Source organism: Pseudomonas sp. HK3, from assembly GCF_052920985.1.
This window is the reverse complement of the sequence record NZ_JBREXD010000002.1, coordinates 383,802-407,392: the sequence shown is the minus strand read 5'-3', so window position 1 is coordinate 407,392 and position 23,591 is coordinate 383,802. Positions and strand designations below refer to the sequence as shown.

Sequence of the window (23,591 nt, the reverse complement as noted above, 5' to 3'; positions counted from 1 at the left end):
TAAACCCTGCCATTCTCAGGGTTTTGACTACACTAAAGTCATGAAATGGATTGTCTGTTGGCTGGTATTATTATGCCTAGGCCTGTCGCCTTATAGTTTTGGGCAAAACTCACTGTTGCAAGTGACGGCTAGTCATCAGCAGGACACTTCACGAGCATTTAGCGGCGTTGATGGTCTAGACGTGCAGCGCTTAGAAACAAAATTTAACATGCCTTTATTAGCTCGAGAAACCCACACTGGTGACTGGTTTTGTGCCGCACAATTTTCTGAAAATAGATTTGTCTTATCGGGTTCAGATAACGATACCCGTCGTCTTTATCGGTTTTCAATGCCCATCGAATATGAAACTCAACCTTCAGGACGTTTACAGCATTTTTGGCGATTTGCCCCGTCGTATTATTCTGATGAGTCTTTAATTGATCAAAATCGTTATGTGAATGAGCTCGGTTGGAAGCTGAAGTACGAAGCCAATAGAAAAGTGAAATGGGTGGCAGGCTTACGCAAGGACTCCCGGTTTGGTGTAACCACTATGTATCCAGTGTTTGGGCTCGAATCACAGCCAAATAGTAGGGTGTTTCATCATTGGGTTTTCCCTGACTTATACTCACAAATGGCAATGTCTCGTGGCAATATTCTGCGTGTGTTTATTGAGCCCAATGGCGGTAACTGGCGCTATCGGCAAGCGGATGGCACAAAAGCTTCATTCGGTATGACTGACTGGAATGTAGGTGCCGCTTGGTTTAAACCGTTAAGATTCCCGCTGCAGCTGAAATTAGAGGCAGGTTTTAATATAGAAGGTGAAGGCAGTATTGCAGGGGCAGATGGCAGCTTAGCCAATGGCTATTTCTTTTTAGTGTCGCTACAAAGCCAGTTTCCGCAATAGACCGTTAATCTTGCGACTTTATGGCGCTTTAATTGTATGACACAATCCGTTTTTTATCGGCTGCGAACGTATATATGTCATTCTTAAAAAATCACTGGGAAGTCCCTGTTTTTATTTTGATTTCAATTTTCTTTTTTGCTGTGCCGCAGGTTGATTTGTGGGTGGCGAATATTTTTTGGCAGCCGGATGTGGGTTTTGCACTCAATGAAAATGCGTTTGTGCAGTTTGTTTATGTTGTGTTTCGTTACATGCCTCATTTTTTAGTGCCATTGTTACTGCTATTACTGATGTTGCCTTGGTTGAAAAAATCCCTAAAGCCTTCTCGTAAATACTCCGGTTTTTTATTAGTTGTTTTATTGGTTGGCCCCGGCATTATTGTTCACCCTATATTAAAAGATAACTGGGATCGCCCGCGTCCAAGGGATGTGCAGCAATTTGGTGGTCAATTAAAGTTTAGTCCTGCATTTGTGATGGCGGATCAGCCAGGCAACAACCAAAGCTTTGCCAGTGGTCACGCGGCTATGGGCTTTTTCTTTATGGCGTTTGCCTGGCTTTTTCGCCAGCGTCGTTATTTATTGGGCGGTCTTATTATCGGTGCCATCGTCAGTCTTGGGCGCATTGTTCAAGGTGGGCATTTTTTAAGTGACATAGTAACCGCAGGGTTCATTGTGTATTTCACCTGCCAAGTGTTAGCGCACTTTATGCTGGGTGATTACCGTGTAAAGCCTGAAAAACTCTAACCTATCTAATAAGTCGATTGAAGTGCGTTAATTATTGCACTATTAAATCGATTTATTTGTTTTAAACTGGTTTCAACCTTTCAAGAATACTTTTAAGTTTGGAGCCAGACATGAGTACATTACTACAAATCAATACGGGTATATTTGCAGATCAATCCCACTCAACCGTATTAGCCAATGAATTTACTGCCCAATACATTGCAAGCCATGAGGGAACAGAGGTGGTAATTCGAGACCTCATTGCTGATCCTATTCCCCATTTAGACGCCACTATTATTGGCGCGTTTTCTAGTGAAGAATCCACGCGCACACCTCAACAGCACGATATTTTAGACCGAAGCCAAGCTTTGATTGATGAGCTAGCAAACGCAGACGCAGTGGTTGTGGGTTTACCAATGTATAACTTCAGCGTGCCCAGTCAGTTTAAAGCGTATATGGACCAAATAGCGCGAGCAGGTATTACGTTTAAATACACGGCAACTGGGCCTGAAGGTTTATTAAAAGATAAGCCCGTTTATGTGGTGGCTGCTCGTGGCGGCATTCACGCAGGTCAAGCAAGTGATAGCCAAACAGCTTTAATTAAAACGTTTTTTGACTTTATTGGTTTTAAGAACGTGCAGTTTATATTCGCAGAAGGCTTAAATATGGGGGATGAGGTGCAACAAAAAGCGTTGATTGATGCTAAACAGGCTATTAATACTCTTACGGCTTAGTGGTACTTATTATCGATTTGCCTGATTAATACCACCATAAGATAGAACAGGAATAACGCTGTTCTATCTTTATGCATATCAATGCACTTACTTTACAGCCTGTAACGCTTCTTACACCTAACCTCTACAAATATCGCTATATATTGTCCTCTATCACAGCTAATCTGATAACAGGTTCACAAGGAGGGGCTTAATTATGTTACGTCCTGTAGATATTCATAAAAGTTATCTTAAGCATTTGACCGACTTTGCCAAAGAGCACGGTGTCACGATTAGCGAAGACATTTGCAATGAACATGGTGCGGTCATTATTCCTAAAGGCCACCAGCTTAATGCTGAACTGACGGAACGGATTTCTAACCATAATTTAAAAGTGCCACTTGAGCAGTGTATTAAACTTAATCGCCGCTTTGATGGTGCAGCGTTACTCAATGTCTATCAGCATGCATTTAAAAGCCATCCTGATATTGGTTTGTTTCACCAGCGTTGGGAGCTGCAAAAGCTACTTAAAAAAGCCTGCCGCTTTTATCATGAGTTCCCACTGATGGTGCAGAAAGTCACCATCCTTAAAACTGTCATGCCACGTCTGTTTAAGCAGGCTATTTATAGTGCTTATATTAGTTTGGCAATAGCGAAGCAACTAGGGGCACCAGAAGAAGAGTGCAGTGCGGCTTTTTTAGCGGGTCTTGTGCACGATATTGGCATTTTGCATTTAGAATCGGATTTAGTGACAACCACAGGTGATTATACACCAGAGCAATGGCATGCCATGCAGCGTCATACATTAATTGGCCATGATATTTTAAAGACCATTGAGCATATGCCTAATGTTATTGCAAAAGCTGTACTTGAACATCATGAGCGTGTTGATGGTTCTGGTTATCCGTTTTCTAAAAAAGGGCTAGAGCTATCGGTTATGGGGCAAATCATTGGCATGGCTGATACGTGTATCGCCTTGTATCGACGTGAGCTTTCGAGCAAAAACTTAGGCATCGATTCTTTATTACCTATTTTGCAATTAAATCCCGACATGTACTGCCGCAAAGTATTTCATGCAACGGTAACATTGATCAGCGAAATCCAATGGCCGAGTCATCGAGTGTACAGCGATGATAAAATGCCGGCGTTAATGAGTCGCTTGAAGTTAGAAAACGAGTGGATCCATCATGACTATAGCGTACTGTATGGTTTGGTGACGAGTGTTAGCCCACATCTAGAAGAGTCTAAACGCAGTGCCATGTTAACCAATATGGCGCAACGGATTCATCGCTGTTTAGTGGGTTCGGGTATCTTACAAAAAGAACATAACGATTGGATGCTCAAAAGCTTCGTGTCAAACAACCAAGAAGACTACATTGCCATTGAGCGTTTAGAGGTCATGTACGGTGAAATAAAATGGCAAATGAAGCAATTGAAAAAACTCTTGTTTTTACTTTGGAAAAACCAACACCTTAAACATCCACAGCTTGATGTCTTGGTGAAAAAAGGATTGCTGCAAATTGAGCAATACCATAAACACCATACAGAGCCTGAACTTCATTAGTGACTGTGAAGCCTAGGTTTGAGCTGATAAACTAGGGCCATTAATTGCGTATTGGATAGCACTGATGGCCCTACAATTTCAAATCGTTCCGGTTACTCCCTTCGAGCAAAATTGCTCAATTTTATGGTGTGATGAAACCATGAATGCGGTGGTGGTTGACCCAGGTGGCGACCAACACAAAATCGAAGCCGCTATTACATCCCTAGGTGTTAAGTTAACCGCCATTTGGTTAACCCACTGCCATATTGACCATGCGGGTGCCACTGCCGATGTGGCGCAAACGTTTTCCATTCCGATTATTGGCCCACAAAAAGAAGAACAATTTTGGATTGATATGTTACCTCAGCAAAGCGCTATGTTTGGTTTTCCTGCGGTTAAAACATTTAGCCCAGATACTTGGCTCGTTCAAGACGATACGGTGCAAGTAGGTAATCAAATTCTTAGCGTTAAACATTGCCCGGGGCATACACCTGGGCATGTGGTGTTTTATAGCGAAACTGCTCAATTAGTTGTGGTGGGTGATGTGTTATTTAATGGTGGTATTGGTCGCACAGACTTTCCAAAGGGGGATCACCAGACACTGCTCGATGCCATTAAAAATCAATTGTTCACGTTACCGGATGCCACACGCTTTATTCCGGGCCATGGCCCGATGAGTACCATTGGCCATGAAAAGAAAACCAATCCGTTTGTGAATATGTATGGGTGATGTATTGCGTATAAAAAAGCCCCAACAGGTATAAACCTGAGGGGCGAAGGGACTATGGTGCTTATGCATTAATCAAGGGATGACTTAATGTAATGTTTAAACAACCCAGTTAGGTTAACTCAGCTGATTAATAAGAAGTGTTAAGTTGGTGTAAAGTTTCATTATTTTCTCTTTAAAAAATACAAGGATGCACAATGACTAAGCGCACATTAGAAATGAACGACGGCTTGTATGAATATCTGCTTAATACCTCAGGCCGAGAGTCCGCGTTATTAAAAGAGCTGGCGGATGTTACCGCACAAGACCCAATGGCAAGAATGCAAATTGCATCAGAGCAGGGTCAGTTTATGGGGTTGTTAGTAAAACTCATAGGCGCGCGAAATATTATAGAAGTCGGTACATTTACCGGCTATAGCTCCATTTGCATGGCGCAAAATATGGTGCGACCCGCTCGAATGGTGTGCTGCGATATGGATGTTAACTGGACCAAAATTGCACAACAATATTGGAAGAAAGCAGGCGTTAATGATATTTGCGAGCTGCACCTAGCGCCAGCAATGGACACATTGACTCAACTCATAAAAGCGGGAAAACAGCGCTCATTTGATTTGGCATTTATTGATGCCGATAAAGAAAATTATGATCATTACTATGAAGCGTGTTTAAAACTGATCCGCCCCGGTGGTTTAATTTTAATTGATAACACGTTATGGGGTGGCAGCGTAGCCAATCACAATAAGCAAGACGTTGATACTCAAGCCATACGAAAATTAAATACTAAGTTGCAAAGCGATCGACGCATTGAATTAAGTCACTTGCCTATCGCAGATGGCTTAACCTTATGTCTCAAGAAATAATACGGTCATACAGGCGGTGTAACGGACAATAGCTCAGTACTGATGCCTCGCAGATTAAACCACAGTAGGTTAAGCAGAAATTCATGCAAAGCTTCTGGGGTATGGTCGGAGTAAAAACCATCAATTAATAGCATAGTAATACCGTGCACCGTTGCCCAACAACTTCTTGCTAATATGATTGGCTCTTGGTTGATTAAGTCACCTCGCTCAACCCCTGATTCTGCTTGTTCTAATATCACATTAAATGCAGGCATTTTCGACTTAAGCTCATGCTCTTCATCACAATGATGGTCAACCATCCCGCCAAACATCAGTCTATAATGTTCAGGGTGTTGTCGTCCAAAATCGATATAAGCCATACCTAACGCCATAATGGCATCAAACGTATTCTGGCCATGCTGGCTTGCAGCCTCAGAGGTGTTGTGTGCTAAGCGTTCAAACCCTTGTTTGGCCAATAAACTGAGTAGGTGGTTTTTATCATTAAAATGTCGATATGGTGCGGTTTGGCTAACCCCTAAATCCCGTGCGACTGCACGTAAACTCAGCTTATCGACCCCTTCTTGCCCGATACGTTTAATGGCGGCATCCATAAAAGCGCTGGCTAAATCACCGTGATGATATTGTGTTTTGTTTGTCGTCATGGGGGCATTATTCACCTTATTGTTGACAGTGTAAACATCTAGATCTAGTATGTGTTCACTGTAAACATTAGTCATGGTGGGACATCCTGCCAAATATCTTTTCAGAGGTGGTGTCATGAAATATCTACGCGCTGTGCTAGGCATGATCATAATTTGGCTTGGTCATACTGCATTTGCAGAGCCTGTTGCCATTAAAGTTGCACCAATCGAATTTGCTAACCATGCAAAAGTAGTGGTGGCCAGTGGTGTGGTTCGACCGGTATCAGAGCAAACCCTTAGCTTTAAAGTCTCTGGTATTGTGAAAACTGTGGCGGTGAAACAAGGCCAGTTGGTAAAAAAAGGCCAGTTATTAGCGGTATTAGAGCTAGAAGAAATGAACGCCCAAGTGGCAAAGGCACAAGCGGTTTTAACGGATTCAAAGCGCCAACTTGAACGTCTAACCGCACTTGAAGGCAGCCAACTCACCTCAGATGAGCGCATTCGTCAAATTAGAACCTCAGTTGAAATTGCTCAGTCAGATTTACGCATTGCTCGTTTTAATCGCAAGTATGCTCAAATTCATGCCCCAGCAGATGGCCGGATCTTAAGCCGCCATACAGAAAGTAACGAGTTAGTGAGCAGCGGCCAACCGGTTTATGTGTTTGCAGATGATGATCAAGGCTGGAGCGTCCACATGGCAGTGGCCGATGTGGATGTCGTGAAACTTAATATTGGCGATGTGGCAGATATCAAACTTGATGCTTATCCTGGGGAGAAATTTCGCGCCACCATTCGTGAAATAGCAGGGAGAGCCCATAGTCGTACACAAACTTTTGAAGTGGATTTAATACTGCAAACGCAGCGCCGCTTGTATTCCGGCTTGATCGCGCACACGCAAATCACGCCAAGTATCCAAACGTTAGTAGCAAAAATACCCATGAGTGCGCTTATTCAGGCCCACGGTCAGGATGCCACCTTGTATGTTATTGATGAACAAGGCCACGCTCAGTTGAAAACAATTAAGTTGGCTTACATCGATACTCACTTTGCCTACATAGAAAGTGGTGTGAGTGATGGCGACCAAGTCGTCATCGAAGGTGGTCCTTTTATTAACAATGGCAAAGACATTGCCATTGTTAAAATATAGGTGAGATATGAAACTTCCTATATTAGCCATCGACAATCATCAAATGAGTTACTTGCTCGTCAGTATTCTAGTATTGCTGGGCATTGTCTCTTATCTCACGATGCCACGGGCAGAAGACCCTCAATTAGATTTTCCATCGGTTTCGATTATTGTGGTGAACCCAGGGACCAATCCAGCCGATATGGAATCCCTTGTCGTTGACCCCATTGAGTCAGCGGTCAATGAGCTAGAAGATATCAAGGTGATTAAAACCAATATCGAAGATGGCTTAGCCCGTTTTGAAGTGGAGTTTTTATACGGCTCAGACCCCGATGAAAAATACGACGACGTGTTAACCGCGGTGAATAACATCCGAACTAACTTACCAAGTGGCATCGTTAAATTAGATATTAAAAAAATATCACCCAGCGAAGTGGGTATTTTACAAATCGCTTTAACATCACAAACCCATGACTTTGTCAGCTTACGACGCATAAGTGATGTGCTTGAAAATAAATTAGAGCGTATCGGTGGGGTTAAACGTATTGACGTAGAAGCACTGCCAGACATGGAAGTGCAAATATTATTAAAACCCGCCAAATTGCATGCTTTAGGTATTAGTTTACAAACCGTTTACCAAGCCGTGAATAGCGCATCCTTAAACATACCTGGCGGCCATGTGCATGCAGGAGGTCGCCGATTCAGTGTGCTGACCAGTGGTGATTTTAAAAGTTTAACTGAAATCGAAAATACCGTGATCACGGCTATTGATGATCAGCCCATTTATTTACGCAACATTGCCTCTGTGGTGTTAAGAGAAGGCTTACCCAGTTATCGTGGCTTTTATCAAGGGCAAGCCAGTGTTTTCTTAAGTGTGATTCAACGTGGCGGTAGCAATATCTTTAATGTGAGCGATCAAGTCAAAGAAACGTTAGAAACATTTAAACAAGAGCTGGCGGATGATACACAGCTGCACATTATTAATGACCAAAGTATCAGTGTTGAAAGTCGCGTAAATGGTTTTTTTGTTAACCTGTTGCAAGGTTTGTTACTTGTTGCTGTTGCGTGTGTATTGGTATTAGGGCGTGGTCCTAGTTTTGTTGTGGTGATGGCGATACCCGTTTCCATTTTTATTGCGATTGGTTGGTTAGATTTAACGGGCTTTGCATTACAGCAAATGTCTATTGTGGGCTTAGTGATTGCACTTGGACTGCTGGTGGATAATGCCATCGTTGTGGTTGAAAATGTGATGCGACTTCAGCGTGAAGGGTTATCACCTGCACAAGCCGCCAAACGAGGCAGTTCACAAGTTGCGTTAGCCATTGTTAGTGGCACATTGACGACGGTTTTATCGTTTGTACCCATGTTATTAATGCAGAATGGCTCAGGGATGTTTATTCGCTCTATGCCGGTAACCGTCGTATTAACATTGCTAGCATCGTTATTAGTTGCATTAGTGCTCACCCCTTTACTTAGCACACGTTTACGCTGTCAAGAAACCGGTCCAACAAAAATGCAGGTGCGCTTGGATCAATTTAGCGCAGGCACTTATGGTGATGCATTGGAGTGGGCGTTAAGCCATCCTAAAAAAATTATCGCGATTGCCATGGCGGTATTTATATTCGCTACCGCGCTGTTTCCGTTTATTGGTGTGAGTTTGTTTCCCAAGGCAGAAAAACCAAATGATTCTAGTGAATCTCGAATTGCCAGAAGGTGCGAGTTTTATTCAAACGCAAGCACACGCCAATATAATTGAATCTATTTTGTTAAAAAAAGAATTAGTGGATGATGTTGTGGTCAATATTGGACGAGGCAATCCTCGTATTTATTATAATGTTAGCCCAAATCGACAAACCCCAAACTTTGCACAATTATTTGTAAAATTAAATGCCAGCGAATTACCAGTAGTTGAACCCTTTGTCGAATCATTACGTACCGAGTTAGCGGGACTGTCTGGTGTGCGCGTATTGATTAAAGAATTTAATCAAGGGCCGCCAGCGGAAGCACCGATCTCGATTCGCGTGATTGGTGATGACTGGCCGTCGATTAAAGAAGGGGCCAACTTAGTTGAGTCTATATTTAATCAGCACGAAGGCACGGTTAATGTAGAGAACCCCATTGGTAAGCACAAAATTGATGTAAAACTAGACATCAATCGCGATAAAGCAGCCATGTTAGGTTTTATCTGTTAATACCATTGACCAAACCATTCGTGCGGCTCTGGTAGGTTTACCGATGGGAATTTATAAAGATGATTTAGGCGATGAATTTACCATAACGCTAAAATCATCTGATTCAATTGAACCAGAGCTTACCGCCTTCGATACGCTTCAACTGCAAACACCCAGCGGGCACATGGTGCCATTAAAGCAGGTGGCCAGTGTGCAATTAGCCAGTAGCATTCCTCGATTCCAGCATCATAATATTCAGCGTATGGCGCGGGTGACGTCGGATGTTCGTGGCGGCTATAACGTTGCACAGGTGACGCAAGCCATTACTGAGCAACTAAATGAATTAGCGCTACCCAAAGGTATTGCATTGTCGATTGGTGGTGAGCAAGAGAACCGTCAAGAATCGTTTGGCGGTATGGCGAAAGCATTGATTATTGCCATGCTGGGTATCTTTGCCGTGCTGGTGATGCAATTTAAATCGTTTAAGCAGCCATTGATTATTTTTAGTGCGATTCCGTTTGCGGCAACCGGTGCTTTTTTTGCTTTATTTATTAGTGGGTACACATTTTCGTTTACGGCATTTGTGGGGCTTACTTCATTAGTGGGCATTGTTGTGAACAACGCAATTATCATAGTGGATTACGCTAACCAAAAACTCAGCGATGGTGAGACGATTTTAGAGGCCATTGCGCAAAGTGCCAAAGTTCGTATGACGCCAATTTTATTAACCACAGTGACCACCATTGCAGGCTTGTTGCCTTTAACCTTAAGTGGTTCCAGTATGTGGTCACCCATGGGCTGGGCGATTATCGGTGGCCTGCTTGTTTCGACATTATTAAGTTTATTTGTGGTGCCTGTGCTGTATGTGTTGTTTACTTCTAAGCCATCACAAATCGCTATGGATTTAAAGTCAGCATAATGCAATCTGAGTATGAAAAGATGTTGCAAGGCCAGTGGTTTAATCCACTGGACCTTGAACTAAGAAATCAACGTGAGCAGGCTCGATTAGCCTGTGCTAAGTACAACGCTCACCCTAGTAAGGGGAATCTGAGACACGTGACTCGACTGTTAAAGCATAAGCCGCAACAGCTAGTCATAGAGCCGGGTTTTCAATGTGATTACGGCTCGCAAATTAGCTTAGGTGAAAACGTCTTCGCGAATTTCCAATGTGTGTTTTTAGACAGTGCTCCGATCCTTATAGGTGATAACGTTTTACTGGGCCCTGGTGTGCATATTTATACGGTTGATCACCCTCGTGATGCCCGTGAGCGCCGCCAAGGCTTATGCAAGGCCCAGCCTGTTATGATTGGTCATGATGTGTGGATTGGCGCAGGCGCAAAAATATTACCGGGTGTCACTATTGGTGAAGGCGCTATTATTAGTGCCAATGCCTTAGTGCGAGAGGATGTGGAGGCATTCACTACTTTTTATTAAGAGATTTAAGCCAAGTGAGTAGGTTACTTAAAACCGTCTACACTCACTGTTATGAGTCGCAAAACTATCCAATTTAATGGCTTAAGTGCCTTTGTAATCTCAGTCGTTGCGTATTATGTTGCAGGCTTGATTGGCTTGGAATTAGCGATTCCGCCAGGCTTTGCTTCTGCGGTTTGGCCTGCATCGGGTGCGGCCTTAGCCTTGATGATTATGCACCCCAGTAAATGGGTTGTTTTTGGCGCTTTTACAGCGTCATTTTTACTCAATTTACAACATATATCCGCTAACGTTAGTGTGCTTGATTGGCCGTTGACGATCATACCTTTTTTTATTGGTATTGGTGCTGCGTTGCAATTATCAGTGGGCTATTTTCTATTTAAATACCTCTTAGCTAAAAAAAATACTCTAGGTGTGGCTGATACTATTGTTCGGTTTTCTTTAATTGTCGCACCGTTAAGTTGTTTGATTTCAGCAAGTGTTGGCACATCGGCGCTTATTCTTAATGAGGTTATACCAAGTGATTTTTTTGCATTTTCATGGTTCACTTGGTGGTTAGGCGACTCAATCGGTGTTTTATTATTTACCCCTATGTTACTGATTATTTTTGCAACAAAAAGCCAATTTCAGTTCTCTAGAAAATTAGAAGTGGTTGTCCCGTCTATATTGATTTTCACATTTGCTTGTTTGTTATTCTTTTGGTCTGTTGAAAATAGCCGTCATAACATGGATCGTGAACTTGATGATAAAGCTGATCACTACACCCAACGAATTGAAGAAGATTTAAAGATAGCAATTAAGACAGTCCAATCTTACCAAGCGTTGTTTCAGGGAAGTGATTACATATCGTTTAAAGAATTTGAGGCTTATTCGACGAAGTTACTTGAAGACGATAATACGCTGTACGGTGTTGGTTGGACTGAGGTAACAGACCATATTGATAGAACAAAAAAAGAAATGGAAATGAGAGCGCAAGGTTATAAAAATTTTAGTTTCAAACAGCCTGTTAATAAAGAAATGGTTCGTGTTCCTGATAAAAATAAATATTACCCTGTGTTATATATTTACCCTTATGCAAGAAATAAACAGGCACTAGGCTTGGATTTATCTGTATTACCTGGGCGATTAGATCTGTTGAAAAAAATAGAGGTGACAGGCAAAGGGCGAGTCACAAAACCGATTACGCTAGTACAAGCAAGAGAAGATGAAAAATCATTCATCATGTATATGCCAGTGTGGCGAAAATACCCAAATGATGAGGTGTTAAGAGGGTATGTGAGTGGTGTGTTTCGAGCGGGCAGTGTTTTTGATGAAATAATAGATGATGCAGAAAACAATAATATTGCCCTTTCAATTAAAGATGTAACCCAAAAGAATAATCCTGAAATACTAATAAAAAATACATTAACACCATATGCTTATCTTTCGGATAAGACTAAGTTTATTAAATTTCTAAGTAGAACCTACCAAATCGGTTTTTCACCAAGTGCACAGTACAAAGCCAATGAAAAGGACTGGATAAGTTGGGTTATCCTAATTTGTGGGTTTTTAATTTCAGCTCTTCTCCAAGCTTTTATTTTAATGATGTCAGGAGCCATAGAGCATACTAATAAAATGGTTAAACTCAAGACACGTCAATTAACCGAAGCGATCGAAAAAGCAGAATCGGCTAATAAAGCCAAATCAATGTTTTTAGCCAATATGAATCATGAACTAAGGACGCCATTAAACGCGATTATCGGGTTAGTGAACTTGTGTATGAAAACGCCACTAACGGATAAGCAATCTGAATATCTTAGCCAATCTAAACTGGCAACACACACATTGATGTCTCTTATTAATCAGTCATTAGATTATGCGAAAATAGAATCAGGTAAGCTAGAGCTTGAGTGTTTAGAGTTTGACTTGGCAAAAGTCATACAAAAAATGTATGCCGTATTTAATACTCAAGCACAGCAAAAAGGCATTAAATTTATACTTTCAATTAATGATGATGTTCCACGTTATTTTATGGGCGATGCGTTAAGGCTTGAACAAGTATTATTGAATATGTGCAGCAATGCTTTAAAATTTACTGAAACGGGCTCTGTATCTTTAGATGTAACTGCAAAATTTAAAAGCGAAACGATGCACGATATCACCATAAAGATAAAAGATTCAGGTATTGGTATTTCAAAAGAGCAGCAAGCGACACTTTTTCAATCATTTCATCAGGCAGATAATACGACCACCCGTAAATATGGCGGAACAGGCTTAGGTTTAGCCATAAGTAAACAATTAATAGAGCTGATGAGTGGTGGCATAAACATTAACAGTGAAATAGGGGAGGGCTGTGAATTTGTCATCACCATACCACTTATAAATAGCCCTCAGACGGTGACGTTTAATAGCGAAAGCATTATTAATGTGCATGACGATGTCGATTCATTAGCTGAGCTGGAACAAAACTCAAGTTTAGAGGGCGTGAATATTTTATTGGTTGAGGACATTGAAATTAATCGAATGATTGCCATGGAGCTGCTTGAGAATCATGGTGCAAATGTGACGCTGGCCTTTGATGGTCAGCAAGCGCTTGAAGTACTCGCTTCCACTGAGAAATTTGATGTGGTGCTGATGGATATTCAGATGCCGGTTATGGATGGATTTGAAGCCACCAAAGCCTTAAGGATGCTCCCTCAATTTGATGATTTACCGGTTTTGGCCATGACAGCCAATGCCATGAACGAAGACATTCAGCGCTGTGAAGCAGCGGGTATGGATGGCCACATCCCTAAGCCAATTGATGAAGGCTATATGGTCACCTCTATTTTAACCGCTTTATCTCAACCTAGAGCGTAACAGTGGCCTAGGGCTTAGAGTAAATTTCTGCTATTATTGCACTCTTATAGCCTTTTTCAGGCATTTATATTCTAGGCCTATTTATGAAATTACTGATCCGTAACCTTGCTCGTACTACCACCGAAGAAGAAGTTAAGTCGTTGTTTGAACCGTTTGGTGCAGTGCAGTCTTGTACGCTCGTGATGGACGCACAAACTGGCGAATCAAAGGGCTTCGGCTTTATTGAAATGCCCAGCCCAGGTGAAGCCAAAGCTGCGGCCAAGAATTTGAACGGCATGGAAATCGCGGGTAATGCGATTCGTGTTAAAAAAGCTGAAGATAAGTAAGTTTGAATTAATAATACAAAGAGAATCTATGAGCATTCAAGAAATCAGTGTTAGTAATAACCAAAAGAAAACCATACAAAAAGCATTAAAAAAATCGAAAGCATTAATCGAAGAAGACAACGGTGATCTAGTATTAGACCAAGACGCTTATTTTAATTGGTGTGATGATACTGGTAAGTATCCGTTAGAAGATATTATGCCAGAGCAAGCGTTTGACGACGAAGCTGAATACATTATTTTTGTATGATGCTTTTAGCATAGTAGAAAATATTGGTATTTTTTTAGTTAAGTTAAAATATTGTAATGATGCATCTTGGGTTAATTTGAGCCTGTGATGAATGATGTTGCTAGTACTGTGATTAGGATATAGCAACGCGTTAAGCCTAGACTAAAATGGGTTTTAATTTACATCGCAGGTGCGTAAATTACGATGAGTTTTCAATTTTAATATAATTAAAAAATCCATAAAAAAACGGAGCATTAGCTCCGTTTTTTTATGGCTGTTATATATTGTCTTTAATTATTTTGTTTTTGGCATATCCCAAACAGTTAGACCGGATAAATCTTTATTGGTTTTAAGCAGTTTGCTTGCCAATGCATAAGTGACAATAAACATAATGACGTTGCCGACAAAACCTGTGTAGTACAGATCAAACGGCACACTGATGGCGTCAGGCAGTAATTGATTTTTACTTAAAATAGTCCAGACGGTAAATACCATTGTGCTGATTAAGCCAGCCCATGCGGCGCGAGCATCCCCTTTTTTCGTAAAGAAGCCAATTAAGTACAAGCCTAACAATCCGCCGCCTAAAATACTGGTCAAAATGGTGGCGGTGTCTTGTAACGTTTTGGTTTCTGCCGTGGCTAAATAAATAGCGCCCCCCATCATAAATGCGGCACTGATTGATGCAATTACCCAAGCGGCTTTCAAGTAATGTTTGTCATTTTTATTTGGTTTGATATGACGACGATAAATGTCCACAACGGAAACTGTAGAGATAGCATTGATCGAGCTATCAAGGGATGACATGGCAGCAGCAAGTGCAGACGCAATCACAATCCCCGCCACGCCAGCAGGCAGGTGATTATTAATGAAGTAAGGCAAAATTTGTTCGGGTGCTCGCTCTCCATTTAACATTTCGCTTGCTGCAACGGCAGGAAACTCTTGAAAAAATACAAATAGAGCCGTTCCTAAAAACATATAAAATGCCCAGATCGGTAATGAGCTGCACACGGCCACAAACATGGCTTTACGGGCTTCATGTGTTGATTTAGCGGCACAGTAACGTTGAACCGTGTTTTGATTGGATGAGTATTCTGTGAGCCACGCAATTAAACCAATGAATAACATCATGGTGATGGTTTTTTCATCAAAACGAATTTCCCAGCCTACCGCTTGTAAGTTGCCGTTTTCTAATACACTGAAGCTTAATTTATTGAATTGATCGGCCACTTCAAAAATTTGTCCAAGGCCGCCAGGCAAGGCATCAATGATGACCCATAAACACAAAAGGCCGCCCACTAATAAAACAATTGTTTGTAAAACATCTGTCCAGATGACCGCATCAATACCGCCTACAATGGTATAAATAGCAACGATGATCCCACCGATTAAAATACAACTTGTGGCGCTTAGTCCGGTTAGCTCTTGAATGACGAGCGACAGTAAAAACAAAATCATACTCACACGAACAATCTGCGCAATGATGAATGCGATGGCGCCATAGACTCGAATGCTTGGGCCAAAGCGATCTTCTAAATATTCATAAGCGGATGTGACTTTACCACGACGAAAAAAGGGCAAGAACAAATAGGCCGCAATCAATATACCTAAAGGCAGCATCAGGTTTGGTACAAAACGTAACCAACTTGTCTTAAATGCATCTCCTGGGTAGGCCAAAAATGTAATAGAACTGATGGAGGTGCCCACTAGCGATAAGCCGATTACCCAACCACTAAAACTGCGACCACCTACAAAATACTCTTCTGTATTCGTGTTTTTGCGTGAAAAGTAAAAGCCGATGCCAGTAATGATCAGCAAATAGCCCACGAGGGCCAAAATATCTAAGGGTTGTAATGACACGGAGGGACCTTTTGTTTGGGTTCTTCTGGTTATTTTAGTGCTACAGCGAGCGGAGCTAATACTAACAAACTTGCCCAATCAAGAGTATTTCTAATGATAAATTATTAATTATATTGCAAATGATATGTATTATCATTAAGATTGGCGTCTTTTGAGATGTCAAATTAATTGGGGTATGTATGTTGTTGAGTAAAGTGTTACTACCAAGCGCGGTTGCATTAGGTAGTTTATTGATGGTGCAAACCAGCATGGCGCAAACACAGGATGTGAATGACCCGCAAAATAATGATCAAGTGCAAGACTTAGATAAAGTGATTGTAAAAGGCCAGCAAGATGCAGGCTTTGGCATTGAGCAAATGAACACGGCGACCAAGTTAGACTTGTCGTTGCGTCAGACGCCGCAGTCAGTATCGGTTATCAGCAGTGAATTGCTTAAAAATTTCCAACTAACCAGCTTAAATGATGCATTGGCGTTAACGCCAGGTATTCAGGTAGAACGACCTGAAACTGATCGCATTTATTATTCCGCTCGTGGTTTTGAGATTACGAACTTTCAAATGGATGGCGTGGGCATGCCGCTATCTAACAATAATGTTGTGGGTGACATAGACACCGCTATGTTTGAGCGTGTCGAAGTGATTCGAGGCGCTAATGGTTTAACAGCAGGCGCGGGTAATCCATCTGCGACGATCAATATGATTCGTAAGCGCCCAACTAACGAAGCTCAAGGCAATGTTGGTTTAACTGTTGGTTCTTGGAATAAAACCCGCTTAGATGCCGATGTATCAGGGGCACTAACAGAGAAAGTACGTGGGCGCGTGGTTGTCGCAAAAGAAAATAAAGAGTCTTACCTTGATCGTTACGAGCAAGATAAAACCTTGGGCTACGGCGTAGTTGAAGCCGATTTAGCGCAAGGCTTGGTATTAACCCTTGGCCATAGCACGCAAGTAAATGATGCAGATAGCCCGTTATGGGGTGCCTTACCTCTAGCTTACAGCAATGGCACGCCTACAAACTATGATCGCTCAACCAGTACATCTGCTGATTGGAGCTATATGAATACTACCGAACAGCGCAGCTTTGCTGAGTTGGCCAAATCGTTTAGTAACGGTTGGAAGGCGGTAGCGACAGCAAACTATGTTGAATTAGAAACTGACTCAGAGTTGTTTTATCTCTTTGGTACACCTGATATTACTGATGAGTCGGGTGTTGCCGCCGCTTATGCGAGTGAATACGATTTAGATGAGCGCCAACAATTATTAGAGGTTTATGCTTCTGGTCCGTTCAGTGCGTTTGGGCGCTCCCACGAATTAGTCGTGGGCGCAAACTATGCGGAATCCCGTGTAACCCAGTTGTCTCTTTATGATACTACGACAGTAGCGGGTTTTGGTGATGCAACGGCATTAACACAAATCAATGTAGCAGAGTTTGATGGTCATTATCCTCAACCTGATTTTACAATCCCAGGTGGTGGTGGTGTTTTTGAAGACAAACAAAGCAGTGTATTTGCCACATCAAAACTACAGTTAACTGATCGAAATCTGGTTGTATTAGGAGGTCGCTTAAGTGAATGGGAGAGTAGTGGTGATGCATACGGAGCCAATAAAGTTACAAGTGAAACGGTATTTGTTCCTTATGTCGGTTTTGTGCATGATCTTTCATCTGAACTATCTGCTTATGCAAGTTATACCGAAACATTTTTGAACCAAACTGAGTTAAATGCAGACCTTAAGCGTCTTGATCCTAAAACGGGTATCAATTATGAGTTAGGTTTAAAAGCAGAATTGAATGCGCTTAATGCGAGCTTTGCTCTATTTCAAACCAAGCAAGATGACGTCGCGACACCAACAGGTGTAAAGGTAAACGGTGTTGATACCTATACGGGGGAAGACGGTATTAAAAGTGAAGGTTTTGAAATTGAACTGGCCGGTAAAGTATCGGATAACGTAAATCTAGCAACGGGCTTTACCCAAGTTAAAATTGAAGATGCAGATGGTGATCAAACCAATTTATATACGCCAGAACAAACCTTCAACCTAGCCGTTAGCTATAACCTTGGTCAGCTAACACTGGGTTCAGCCTTAGATTGGCAGAGCAAAATTGAAGGAACTGTTAAGCAGGATGCTTACTTGCTCAGTTCTATCATGGCAGGGTATGCCTTTACTCCAAGTTTGAATGCGAATCTTGTTGTAAATAACTTAGGTGATGAGAAGTATATCAATAGCTTAAAATGGGCTCAGGGTTACTATGGTGCACCGCGTAACGTAACCGCATCGGTTAACTTTTCGTTTTAATCGTTCAATATATAAAACCATGATCAGGTAACTGTTCATGGTTTTTTTGCTTTCAGAATATAAGTATGTGGTGAGAGACATGAATAAGGCTTTATTTAAATGGCATGGCTATGTTGGGTTGTTTGCCTTTATTCCGATTTTATTAATCTGTTTAAGCGGCAGTATTCTGGTTTTTAAATATGAACTGGATAGTTTAATCAGAGGTGACATGGTTAATGTGGCTAACGTTACCGAGCGATTATCAACGGATGAGTTAAAAAATACGATAAATACATCACACCCTGAATACGAAATTTCAGGGTGGGTTTTATTTCAAGATGCACAACGCAGTGATGTTGTTTATTTAATTAAAAAGGGGTCATCAGATTGGTATCACATTTATATTGATGCTTACACAGGCGATATTTTATCCCCACCTTCTATTGCGACAACTTACTTTACAGACTGGCTAGTTGAGTTTCATGCTTCATTTTTGTTGGATCATACAGGCTTAATTATCACGACTATTTATGCACTTTTTCTTCTATTTTTAGGTGTTTCGGGTTTGATTATATATCGTAAATTTTGGTTAAACCTATTTAAATTACGTACTAATGTTAGGCGAATTTTATTTTTTAGCGACTTACATAAACTAGTGGGTGTATATAGTACACCAATATTTTTAATCTTGGGGATCACAGGTGGTTATTGGAATATAGCCCATATTGTTCATGAATATGAAGAGCACGCAAATGAGCCTGAATTTATTATGCAAGAGCGTTTATATAATGATGATTTATCCGTCGATGGCTTACAGGAAAAAGCCCAAGCGCGTATAAACGAATTCGAGGCAACGTATATCCGCTTTCCAAATGATAACAAAGATCATTTTGCTTTCTTTGGTGATGTTCATACGAATAATCCGTTGATCAGTGAGTATGCCAGTTCTATTTCTTTTGATCGCGATAATGGTGATTATATCTCTCATCTTGATATTAGAGAGGCTAGTGCATTAACCGTTGTTTTAGATACATTCCGTCGATTGCATTTTGGTAATTTTGCTGGTGTGATCAGTAAGATTTTATGGTGCGTTGCAGGGATTACACCACTCATTTTAACGGTTACTGGTTTATATATGTGGTTTAAACGTCGTAAGCAGCGATTAGCCAAAAAGCAGCGATTAGCTCAAAAAAATGCATTAGAGAGTCAAGATGATTCTTTATTATCGCACTAAGTGAAAATACTGACTTGAGGGAAATTTCTACAAAAAGACCAGCTTGAATCTTTCAAACTGGTCTTTTTGGCTGTTCATTTTATTTAGATAGTTTATCTTGGGTTTTTAACTCAAAGTCACTGGCGTCATGGCGCTCATGTAATTGCTCGTGTAATTCTCCCCAGCTGCGATTGACCATGCGACCCCGCTGAACGGCAGGACGTTGGTCTAGTTCTTTCGTCCATCGTAATACGTTTTTGTATTGGTGGGCCTCAATAAATTCAGCAGCGTCATATACTTTATTGGTAACAAGCGCGCCATACCAAGGCCAGATAGCCATGTCTGCAATGGTGTATTCGTCACCAGCAATAAATTGGTTATGTTCTAGCTGGCGATCAAGTACATCGAGCTGTCGTTTAATTTCCATTGTATAGCGATCAATTGGGTACTGATATTTTTCTGGTGCGTACGCATAAAAATGCCCAAAACCGCCGCCTAACATCGGCGCACTGCCCATTTGCCAGAACAGCCATGACAAGCATTCCGTGCGTTTAGCGGGTTCAGTTGGAATAAACGCATTAAATTTTTCAGCTAAATACAAAAGAATAGAGCCCGATTCAAATATGCGAGTCGCAGGTTGGGTGCTGTAGTCTAATAAAGCGGGAATTTTTGAATTAGGATTCACGCCAACAAAGCCACTGCTAAATTGATCGCCTTCCATAATGTTAATTAAGTAGGCATCGTAGTCGGCTTTCTTTATACCGTTTTCAAGCAGCTCTTCTAGCATGATGGTGACTTTTACACCGTTAGGGGTCGCAAGGGAGAAAAGCTGTAAATCATGTTTGCCTTTTGGTAGTGGTTTTTCGTGTGTGGCGCCGGCAATTGGGCGGTTAATACTCGCAAATTGACCACCGCTTTCTGTTTCCCATTTCCAAACTTTAGGTGGGGTATAACTATAACCATCATTACTCATGTGGACGCCTTATTGGTTTTGAATGCATAGAGTGTAGAAGACTGCTAAAACTTTAGGGAGTTCATGTTAGAAGTGAATCACACTGTTCCAATGAACAGTGTGATGGTCTGTATTTACTGTGAATTTGTAACGTCAGAACGGCTAAACGCAGGGTAACCAGAAGGCAGGTTGTTATTTACATTGCTTAAAAAGTTACTGTCTTTCATTGGGATAGTGGCCGAGCCATAATTATAGCTATTGAGCTTATTGCGCATTTGTTGGTTGGTTAAACCATCGCCAGTTAATTGATACCAGCTCGTAATGGTCGGGGTTAAAAATGATCCGTACGGGTTTTCTGCGTATTCATTGGTTTTTGCAAAGCGCAATGCATGGGTCGTAATGCCGTCTTTGTGGTAAACAATTTTTAAGTGCCCGTTTTCAAATGGCAATTGTGATGCTGATTTTGTATATAAGTTACCGTGAGCGCTGTAGCTGCCATGTGTCACGACGCCATTTTTTGTCCATACTGCGGCATGCTCCCAGTCATGGCGGTGACCGCCACCAAAATAATTAAATAATTGATCCTTTTCAAAATACAGTGCGTAAAAATGTGCACAATATTGATTGCCGCCAGAACTCTTACAGACATAACGGTGTAATGTATTGGACGTAAGTAAAAAATTGCCAGAGCGACAATCACCAGTGATTTTACCTGATGTTTTTAAGCCCGCATTTTGTTGGCCTGTTCTTGAAATTCCAGCACTGGGTAGGCATCCGTCACCATCGAAGTCAAATACGGGTTCTAAATTATTTATGATACCGCTAGGGGGCAGTGCTTCATCTAATTTTGCAAAATCAGATGCATTCGCGAGAATGCTGACAAAGCAAGTTAATGTGATGGGCAGTAGGGCGTTTAACTTCATTTTATTATTATCCTTAAATCAGAAATGAGTTTGCCTAATGTAGGCAGACCCAAGATGCAGTATAAGGATTACAAGAAAATGACTAAGGTTTTACACGCCAATTTTAAGAAATAAAGAGCGTTTTTAGCAATATGGCGGACATTGACCGATTATAAATTGAATCATTATTTGTATTATTGTGACGTCCATTATCAAGGGTGAAATTAAACGCTATTATCTCTTTTGAAGCGTTTAAGACATGTTGGTAAGCTTATCCTTCTCACGACTGAGAGTAAAAATTTTATAGCCACCCCATGCCATAATAGCGCTCCCTAGCACAAGCATACTCGTGACAATGTTAGGGTCATTCAGTAACGGGTGAAAAGCATCATCTTGAGTACCAAGTTTTGCGTATAAACCTAGCCCAAGCAAAATAACTCCAGGAATATCCATAATACTGACCATCAAAATTTGCTTCTCGATGGCTTTGATTTCGGTTTCTTTTGTCATGTTAGGTCTTATATTGATTAGACGCAGTTACGATTTTTTCTAAAGGTGCCTATCAGTAAAATAAATAATCCAAACCATTGTAAACTACCACCACCTGATGATTTTTTGGCTGGGGTAGTAGGTGTAATATCATCAATAGGGTCAGGTTTATTGTCATCAACAGGAGGTGTTTCTTTTATGAGTGATGGCCAGTTGTCAGTTTCGCCATTGCCATCAGCGTCAATAAACAGCGTACTCATTAAGTTCATACCAGGTGCTTGTGTTGTATCGCCTAAATCCCAAAGATAGTGATCACCGTTTTTAATGGTGGAATAGCTTTTGAAATTAAGACCGTTACAACTGTTTACATCTTCATTCGCACATTGAATATCGTTAAGGTCATATACACCGCTAATATCTCGGCCACGACCAATACCATTGTTGCGTTTTGCTAAGTCATTAGCCCAAATACTATTGATCGTTGTTGAGTAGCCTTCACCTATAAAGCCACCAATAAAGTGCTTATTATCAGGGTCATCCTGTAAGTGCACAAGGCTAATAACTCGAGTTAACTCGCTGCTTCGGCTTTGTTCATCGTCACTGCCTATTACACCGCCGGCTCTTGCGTACTTACTGTTACTGACGACGATTGAACCTGTTATTAGAGCATCGTTTATGTTTGACCTGCTTACATTCCCAATGATTCCACCAGCACTACTGGTGCCCGTGATATAGGCTTGAGAATAAATTTTTTCGTAAGTTACTTTACTACTGCTTCCTGCAATGCCACCAATAGATGAACCCCCTTGCGCGGTCAAACTAGATGCTACATGAGATACATTGGCTGCATCATAGCCATTACCTAAGGAGCCAAATACACCACCTAATCTATTGGCACCAGTGACAGTTGCTTTAATTTGTATATATTGAACGGATGTGTCGCCGTCTAAAACACCGACTAAGCCACCAATGTCATTACTGTTAGATCCATCAATTGTCACATCGGCTTTTATATTGTGTATATTTGTGTTCCAGCCATAACCAAGTAAACCACCTGATGTATGTTTCGATTTTATATTGGCCATAATAGTGAGGTCATGAAAGTTTGAATTCTCCGCGTACGAGAATAAGCCCACATAGCTGATATCAGGACGATTAATGGTTAGGTGGTCAATTTTGTGGCCATTACCATGAAATTCTGCAGTAAATTTTAGATGAAAATTGCCTATGGGCTCAAAGCCTAATCCGTCATTCCAAAAAGAGTCTTGCGAATTAATGACATTATCTTGATTACTATCAAAATTTAGATCTGTGGTGAGTTCATAGCCTGTACAACCGGCTACAGGGCAGCCAGAGTCATCGCCATAAAGTGAGTTACCCTTAATGAGATTGAAACCATTTTCAGTGGTTACTTCATAACGAATTTGGTTTAAGTCATTGAGATTATTAATCTCAATTAAACCATCATTATCTATATCAAAATCAATTCGACTTTCACTGAAAGCCGTATACGTAATCGATAAACCGAGGGTTATACAGGACAGTGTGGTGAGACCCTTTAAAAACATAGTCATCCTTTACAAACGAGCTGAAAATACCTTAATCCTATCAGATTAAATGATAATGATTAGTATAGAATTGAGAACGCTTTGTTTGATTAAGTTGGTCAAACTACAGTTTGGTATTAGGGTGTTATTCTCTTGAAAGAGGTCTATAAATTAG

Annotated in this window: 22 protein-coding genes; 16 read left to right on the top strand and 6 right to left on the bottom strand. The window is 41.2% G+C overall.

Annotation, left to right across the window (positions count from 1 at the left end):
- Window positions 1–40 precede the first annotated feature (40 nt).
- The 6 genes from ACU6U9_RS12785 to ACU6U9_RS12760 all read left to right on the top strand — a co-directional run bounded on the left by ACU6U9_RS12785 (window position 41) and on the right by ACU6U9_RS12760 (window position 5,445).
- Window positions 41–883 carry a hypothetical protein gene (locus tag ACU6U9_RS12785; protein ID WP_446735426.1) on the top strand — a complete coding sequence of 281 codons (843 nt, stop codon included), beginning with the start codon at window positions 41–43 and terminating at the stop codon, window positions 881–883.
- Between the two features lie 74 nt (window positions 884–957).
- Window positions 958–1,623, top strand: a complete 666-nt coding sequence (locus ACU6U9_RS12780) for a phosphatase PAP2 family protein (RefSeq protein ID WP_446735425.1) — start codon at window positions 958–960, stop codon at window positions 1,621–1,623.
- Between the two features lie 110 nt (window positions 1,624–1,733).
- Window positions 1,734–2,336: an FMN-dependent NADH-azoreductase gene (locus ACU6U9_RS12775; protein ID WP_446735424.1), complete on the top strand. Its 603-nt coding sequence runs from the start codon at window positions 1,734–1,736 to the stop codon at window positions 2,334–2,336.
- A gap of 196 nt (window positions 2,337–2,532) precedes the next feature.
- The gene (locus ACU6U9_RS12770) at window positions 2,533–3,879 is read left to right on the top strand and encodes an HD-GYP domain-containing protein (RefSeq protein ID WP_446735423.1); all 1,347 of its coding nucleotides are present in this window, start codon (window positions 2,533–2,535) and stop codon (window positions 3,877–3,879) included.
- A 64-nt stretch (window positions 3,880–3,943) separates the two neighbouring features.
- Window positions 3,944–4,588 carry an MBL fold metallo-hydrolase gene (locus tag ACU6U9_RS12765; RefSeq protein WP_446735422.1) on the top strand — a complete coding sequence of 215 codons (645 nt, stop codon included), beginning with the start codon at window positions 3,944–3,946 and terminating at the stop codon, window positions 4,586–4,588.
- A 194-nt stretch (window positions 4,589–4,782) separates the two neighbouring features.
- Window positions 4,783–5,445, top strand: coding sequence for a class I SAM-dependent methyltransferase (locus ACU6U9_RS12760; RefSeq protein ID WP_446735421.1), 663 nt, complete (start codon window positions 4,783–4,785; stop codon window positions 5,443–5,445).
- A 5-nt stretch (window positions 5,446–5,450) separates the two neighbouring features.
- Here ACU6U9_RS12760 and ACU6U9_RS12755 read toward each other — a convergent pair whose 3' ends face one another.
- Window positions 5,451–6,161, bottom strand: coding sequence for a TetR/AcrR family transcriptional regulator (locus ACU6U9_RS12755; protein WP_446735420.1), 711 nt, complete (start codon window positions 6,159–6,161; stop codon window positions 5,451–5,453).
- Window positions 6,162–6,201: 40 nt separating this feature from the next.
- Between ACU6U9_RS12755 and ACU6U9_RS12750 the strand changes: the two genes are divergently transcribed.
- From ACU6U9_RS12750 to ACU6U9_RS12715, 8 genes are all read left to right on the top strand, one after another.
- The gene (locus ACU6U9_RS12750; RefSeq protein WP_446735419.1) at window positions 6,202–7,212 is read left to right on the top strand and encodes an efflux RND transporter periplasmic adaptor subunit; all 1,011 of its coding nucleotides are present in this window, start codon (window positions 6,202–6,204) and stop codon (window positions 7,210–7,212) included.
- A gap of 7 nt (window positions 7,213–7,219) precedes the next feature.
- Entirely contained in the window at window positions 7,220–8,947 is a 1,728-nt protein-coding gene (locus tag ACU6U9_RS12745; protein ID WP_446735418.1) for an efflux RND transporter permease subunit, read from the top strand.
- A complete protein-coding gene (locus ACU6U9_RS12740; RefSeq protein ID WP_446735417.1) occupies window positions 8,883–9,383 on the top strand; it encodes a hypothetical protein in 501 nt (166 codons plus the stop codon). The genes ACU6U9_RS12745 and ACU6U9_RS12740 overlap by 65 nt, the downstream gene beginning before the upstream one ends.
- A 43-nt stretch (window positions 9,384–9,426) precedes the next feature.
- Window positions 9,427–10,281, top strand: a complete 855-nt coding sequence (locus tag ACU6U9_RS12735; protein WP_446735416.1) for an efflux RND transporter permease subunit — start codon at window positions 9,427–9,429, stop codon at window positions 10,279–10,281.
- The gene (locus ACU6U9_RS12730; RefSeq protein WP_446735415.1) at window positions 10,281–10,796 is read left to right on the top strand and encodes a sugar O-acetyltransferase; all 516 of its coding nucleotides are present in this window, start codon (window positions 10,281–10,283) and stop codon (window positions 10,794–10,796) included. The genes ACU6U9_RS12735 and ACU6U9_RS12730 overlap by 1 nt, the downstream gene beginning before the upstream one ends.
- Before the next feature lie 51 nt (window positions 10,797–10,847).
- Entirely contained in the window at window positions 10,848–13,631 is a 2,784-nt protein-coding gene (locus tag ACU6U9_RS12725; RefSeq protein WP_446735414.1) for a CHASE domain-containing protein, read from the top strand.
- Between the two features lie 83 nt (window positions 13,632–13,714).
- A complete protein-coding gene (locus tag ACU6U9_RS12720; protein ID WP_446735413.1) occupies window positions 13,715–13,957 on the top strand; it encodes an RNA recognition motif domain-containing protein in 243 nt (80 codons plus the stop codon).
- Between the two features lie 28 nt (window positions 13,958–13,985).
- A complete protein-coding gene (locus ACU6U9_RS12715) occupies window positions 13,986–14,204 on the top strand; it encodes a hypothetical protein (RefSeq protein WP_446735412.1) in 219 nt (72 codons plus the stop codon).
- 273 nt (window positions 14,205–14,477) lie between these two features.
- On the opposite strand, the gene ACU6U9_RS12710 is transcribed toward ACU6U9_RS12715, so the two are convergent.
- Window positions 14,478–16,040: a sodium:solute symporter gene (locus tag ACU6U9_RS12710; protein ID WP_446735411.1), complete on the bottom strand. Its 1,563-nt coding sequence runs from the start codon at window positions 16,038–16,040 to the stop codon at window positions 14,478–14,480.
- A gap of 179 nt (window positions 16,041–16,219) precedes the next feature.
- Here ACU6U9_RS12710 and ACU6U9_RS12705 point away from each other — a divergent pair, with 179 nt between their 5' ends.
- On the top strand, window positions 16,220–18,334 hold the full coding sequence (locus ACU6U9_RS12705) for a TonB-dependent siderophore receptor (protein ID WP_446735410.1): 2,115 nt from the start codon (window positions 16,220–16,222) through the stop codon (window positions 18,332–18,334).
- Between the two features lie 79 nt (window positions 18,335–18,413).
- Window positions 18,414–19,547: a PepSY-associated TM helix domain-containing protein gene (locus tag ACU6U9_RS12700; protein WP_446735409.1), complete on the top strand. Its 1,134-nt coding sequence runs from the start codon at window positions 18,414–18,416 to the stop codon at window positions 19,545–19,547.
- Window positions 19,548–19,626: 79 nt separating this feature from the next.
- Here the strand turns inward: ACU6U9_RS12700 and yghU are convergent, their stop codons facing one another.
- The 4 genes from yghU to ACU6U9_RS12680 all read right to left on the bottom strand — a co-directional run bounded on the left by yghU (window position 19,627) and on the right by ACU6U9_RS12680 (window position 23,437).
- Window positions 19,627–20,499: a glutathione-dependent disulfide-bond oxidoreductase gene (yghU, locus tag ACU6U9_RS12695; protein ID WP_446735408.1), complete on the bottom strand. Its 873-nt coding sequence runs from the start codon at window positions 20,497–20,499 to the stop codon at window positions 19,627–19,629.
- 113 nt (window positions 20,500–20,612) lie between these two features.
- Window positions 20,613–21,401 (bottom strand): NPP1 family protein, encoded by a 789-nt coding sequence (locus ACU6U9_RS12690; RefSeq protein ID WP_446735407.1) that lies wholly within the window; start codon window positions 21,399–21,401, stop codon window positions 20,613–20,615.
- Between the two features lie 231 nt (window positions 21,402–21,632).
- Complete coding sequence (locus ACU6U9_RS12685) at window positions 21,633–21,890, bottom strand: hypothetical protein (RefSeq protein WP_446735406.1); 258 nt, start codon at window positions 21,888–21,890, stop codon at window positions 21,633–21,635.
- A gap of 17 nt (window positions 21,891–21,907) precedes the next feature.
- Complete coding sequence (locus tag ACU6U9_RS12680; RefSeq protein ID WP_446735405.1) at window positions 21,908–23,437, bottom strand: hypothetical protein; 1,530 nt, start codon at window positions 23,435–23,437, stop codon at window positions 21,908–21,910.
- Between the last annotated feature and the right edge of the window lie 154 nt (window positions 23,438–23,591).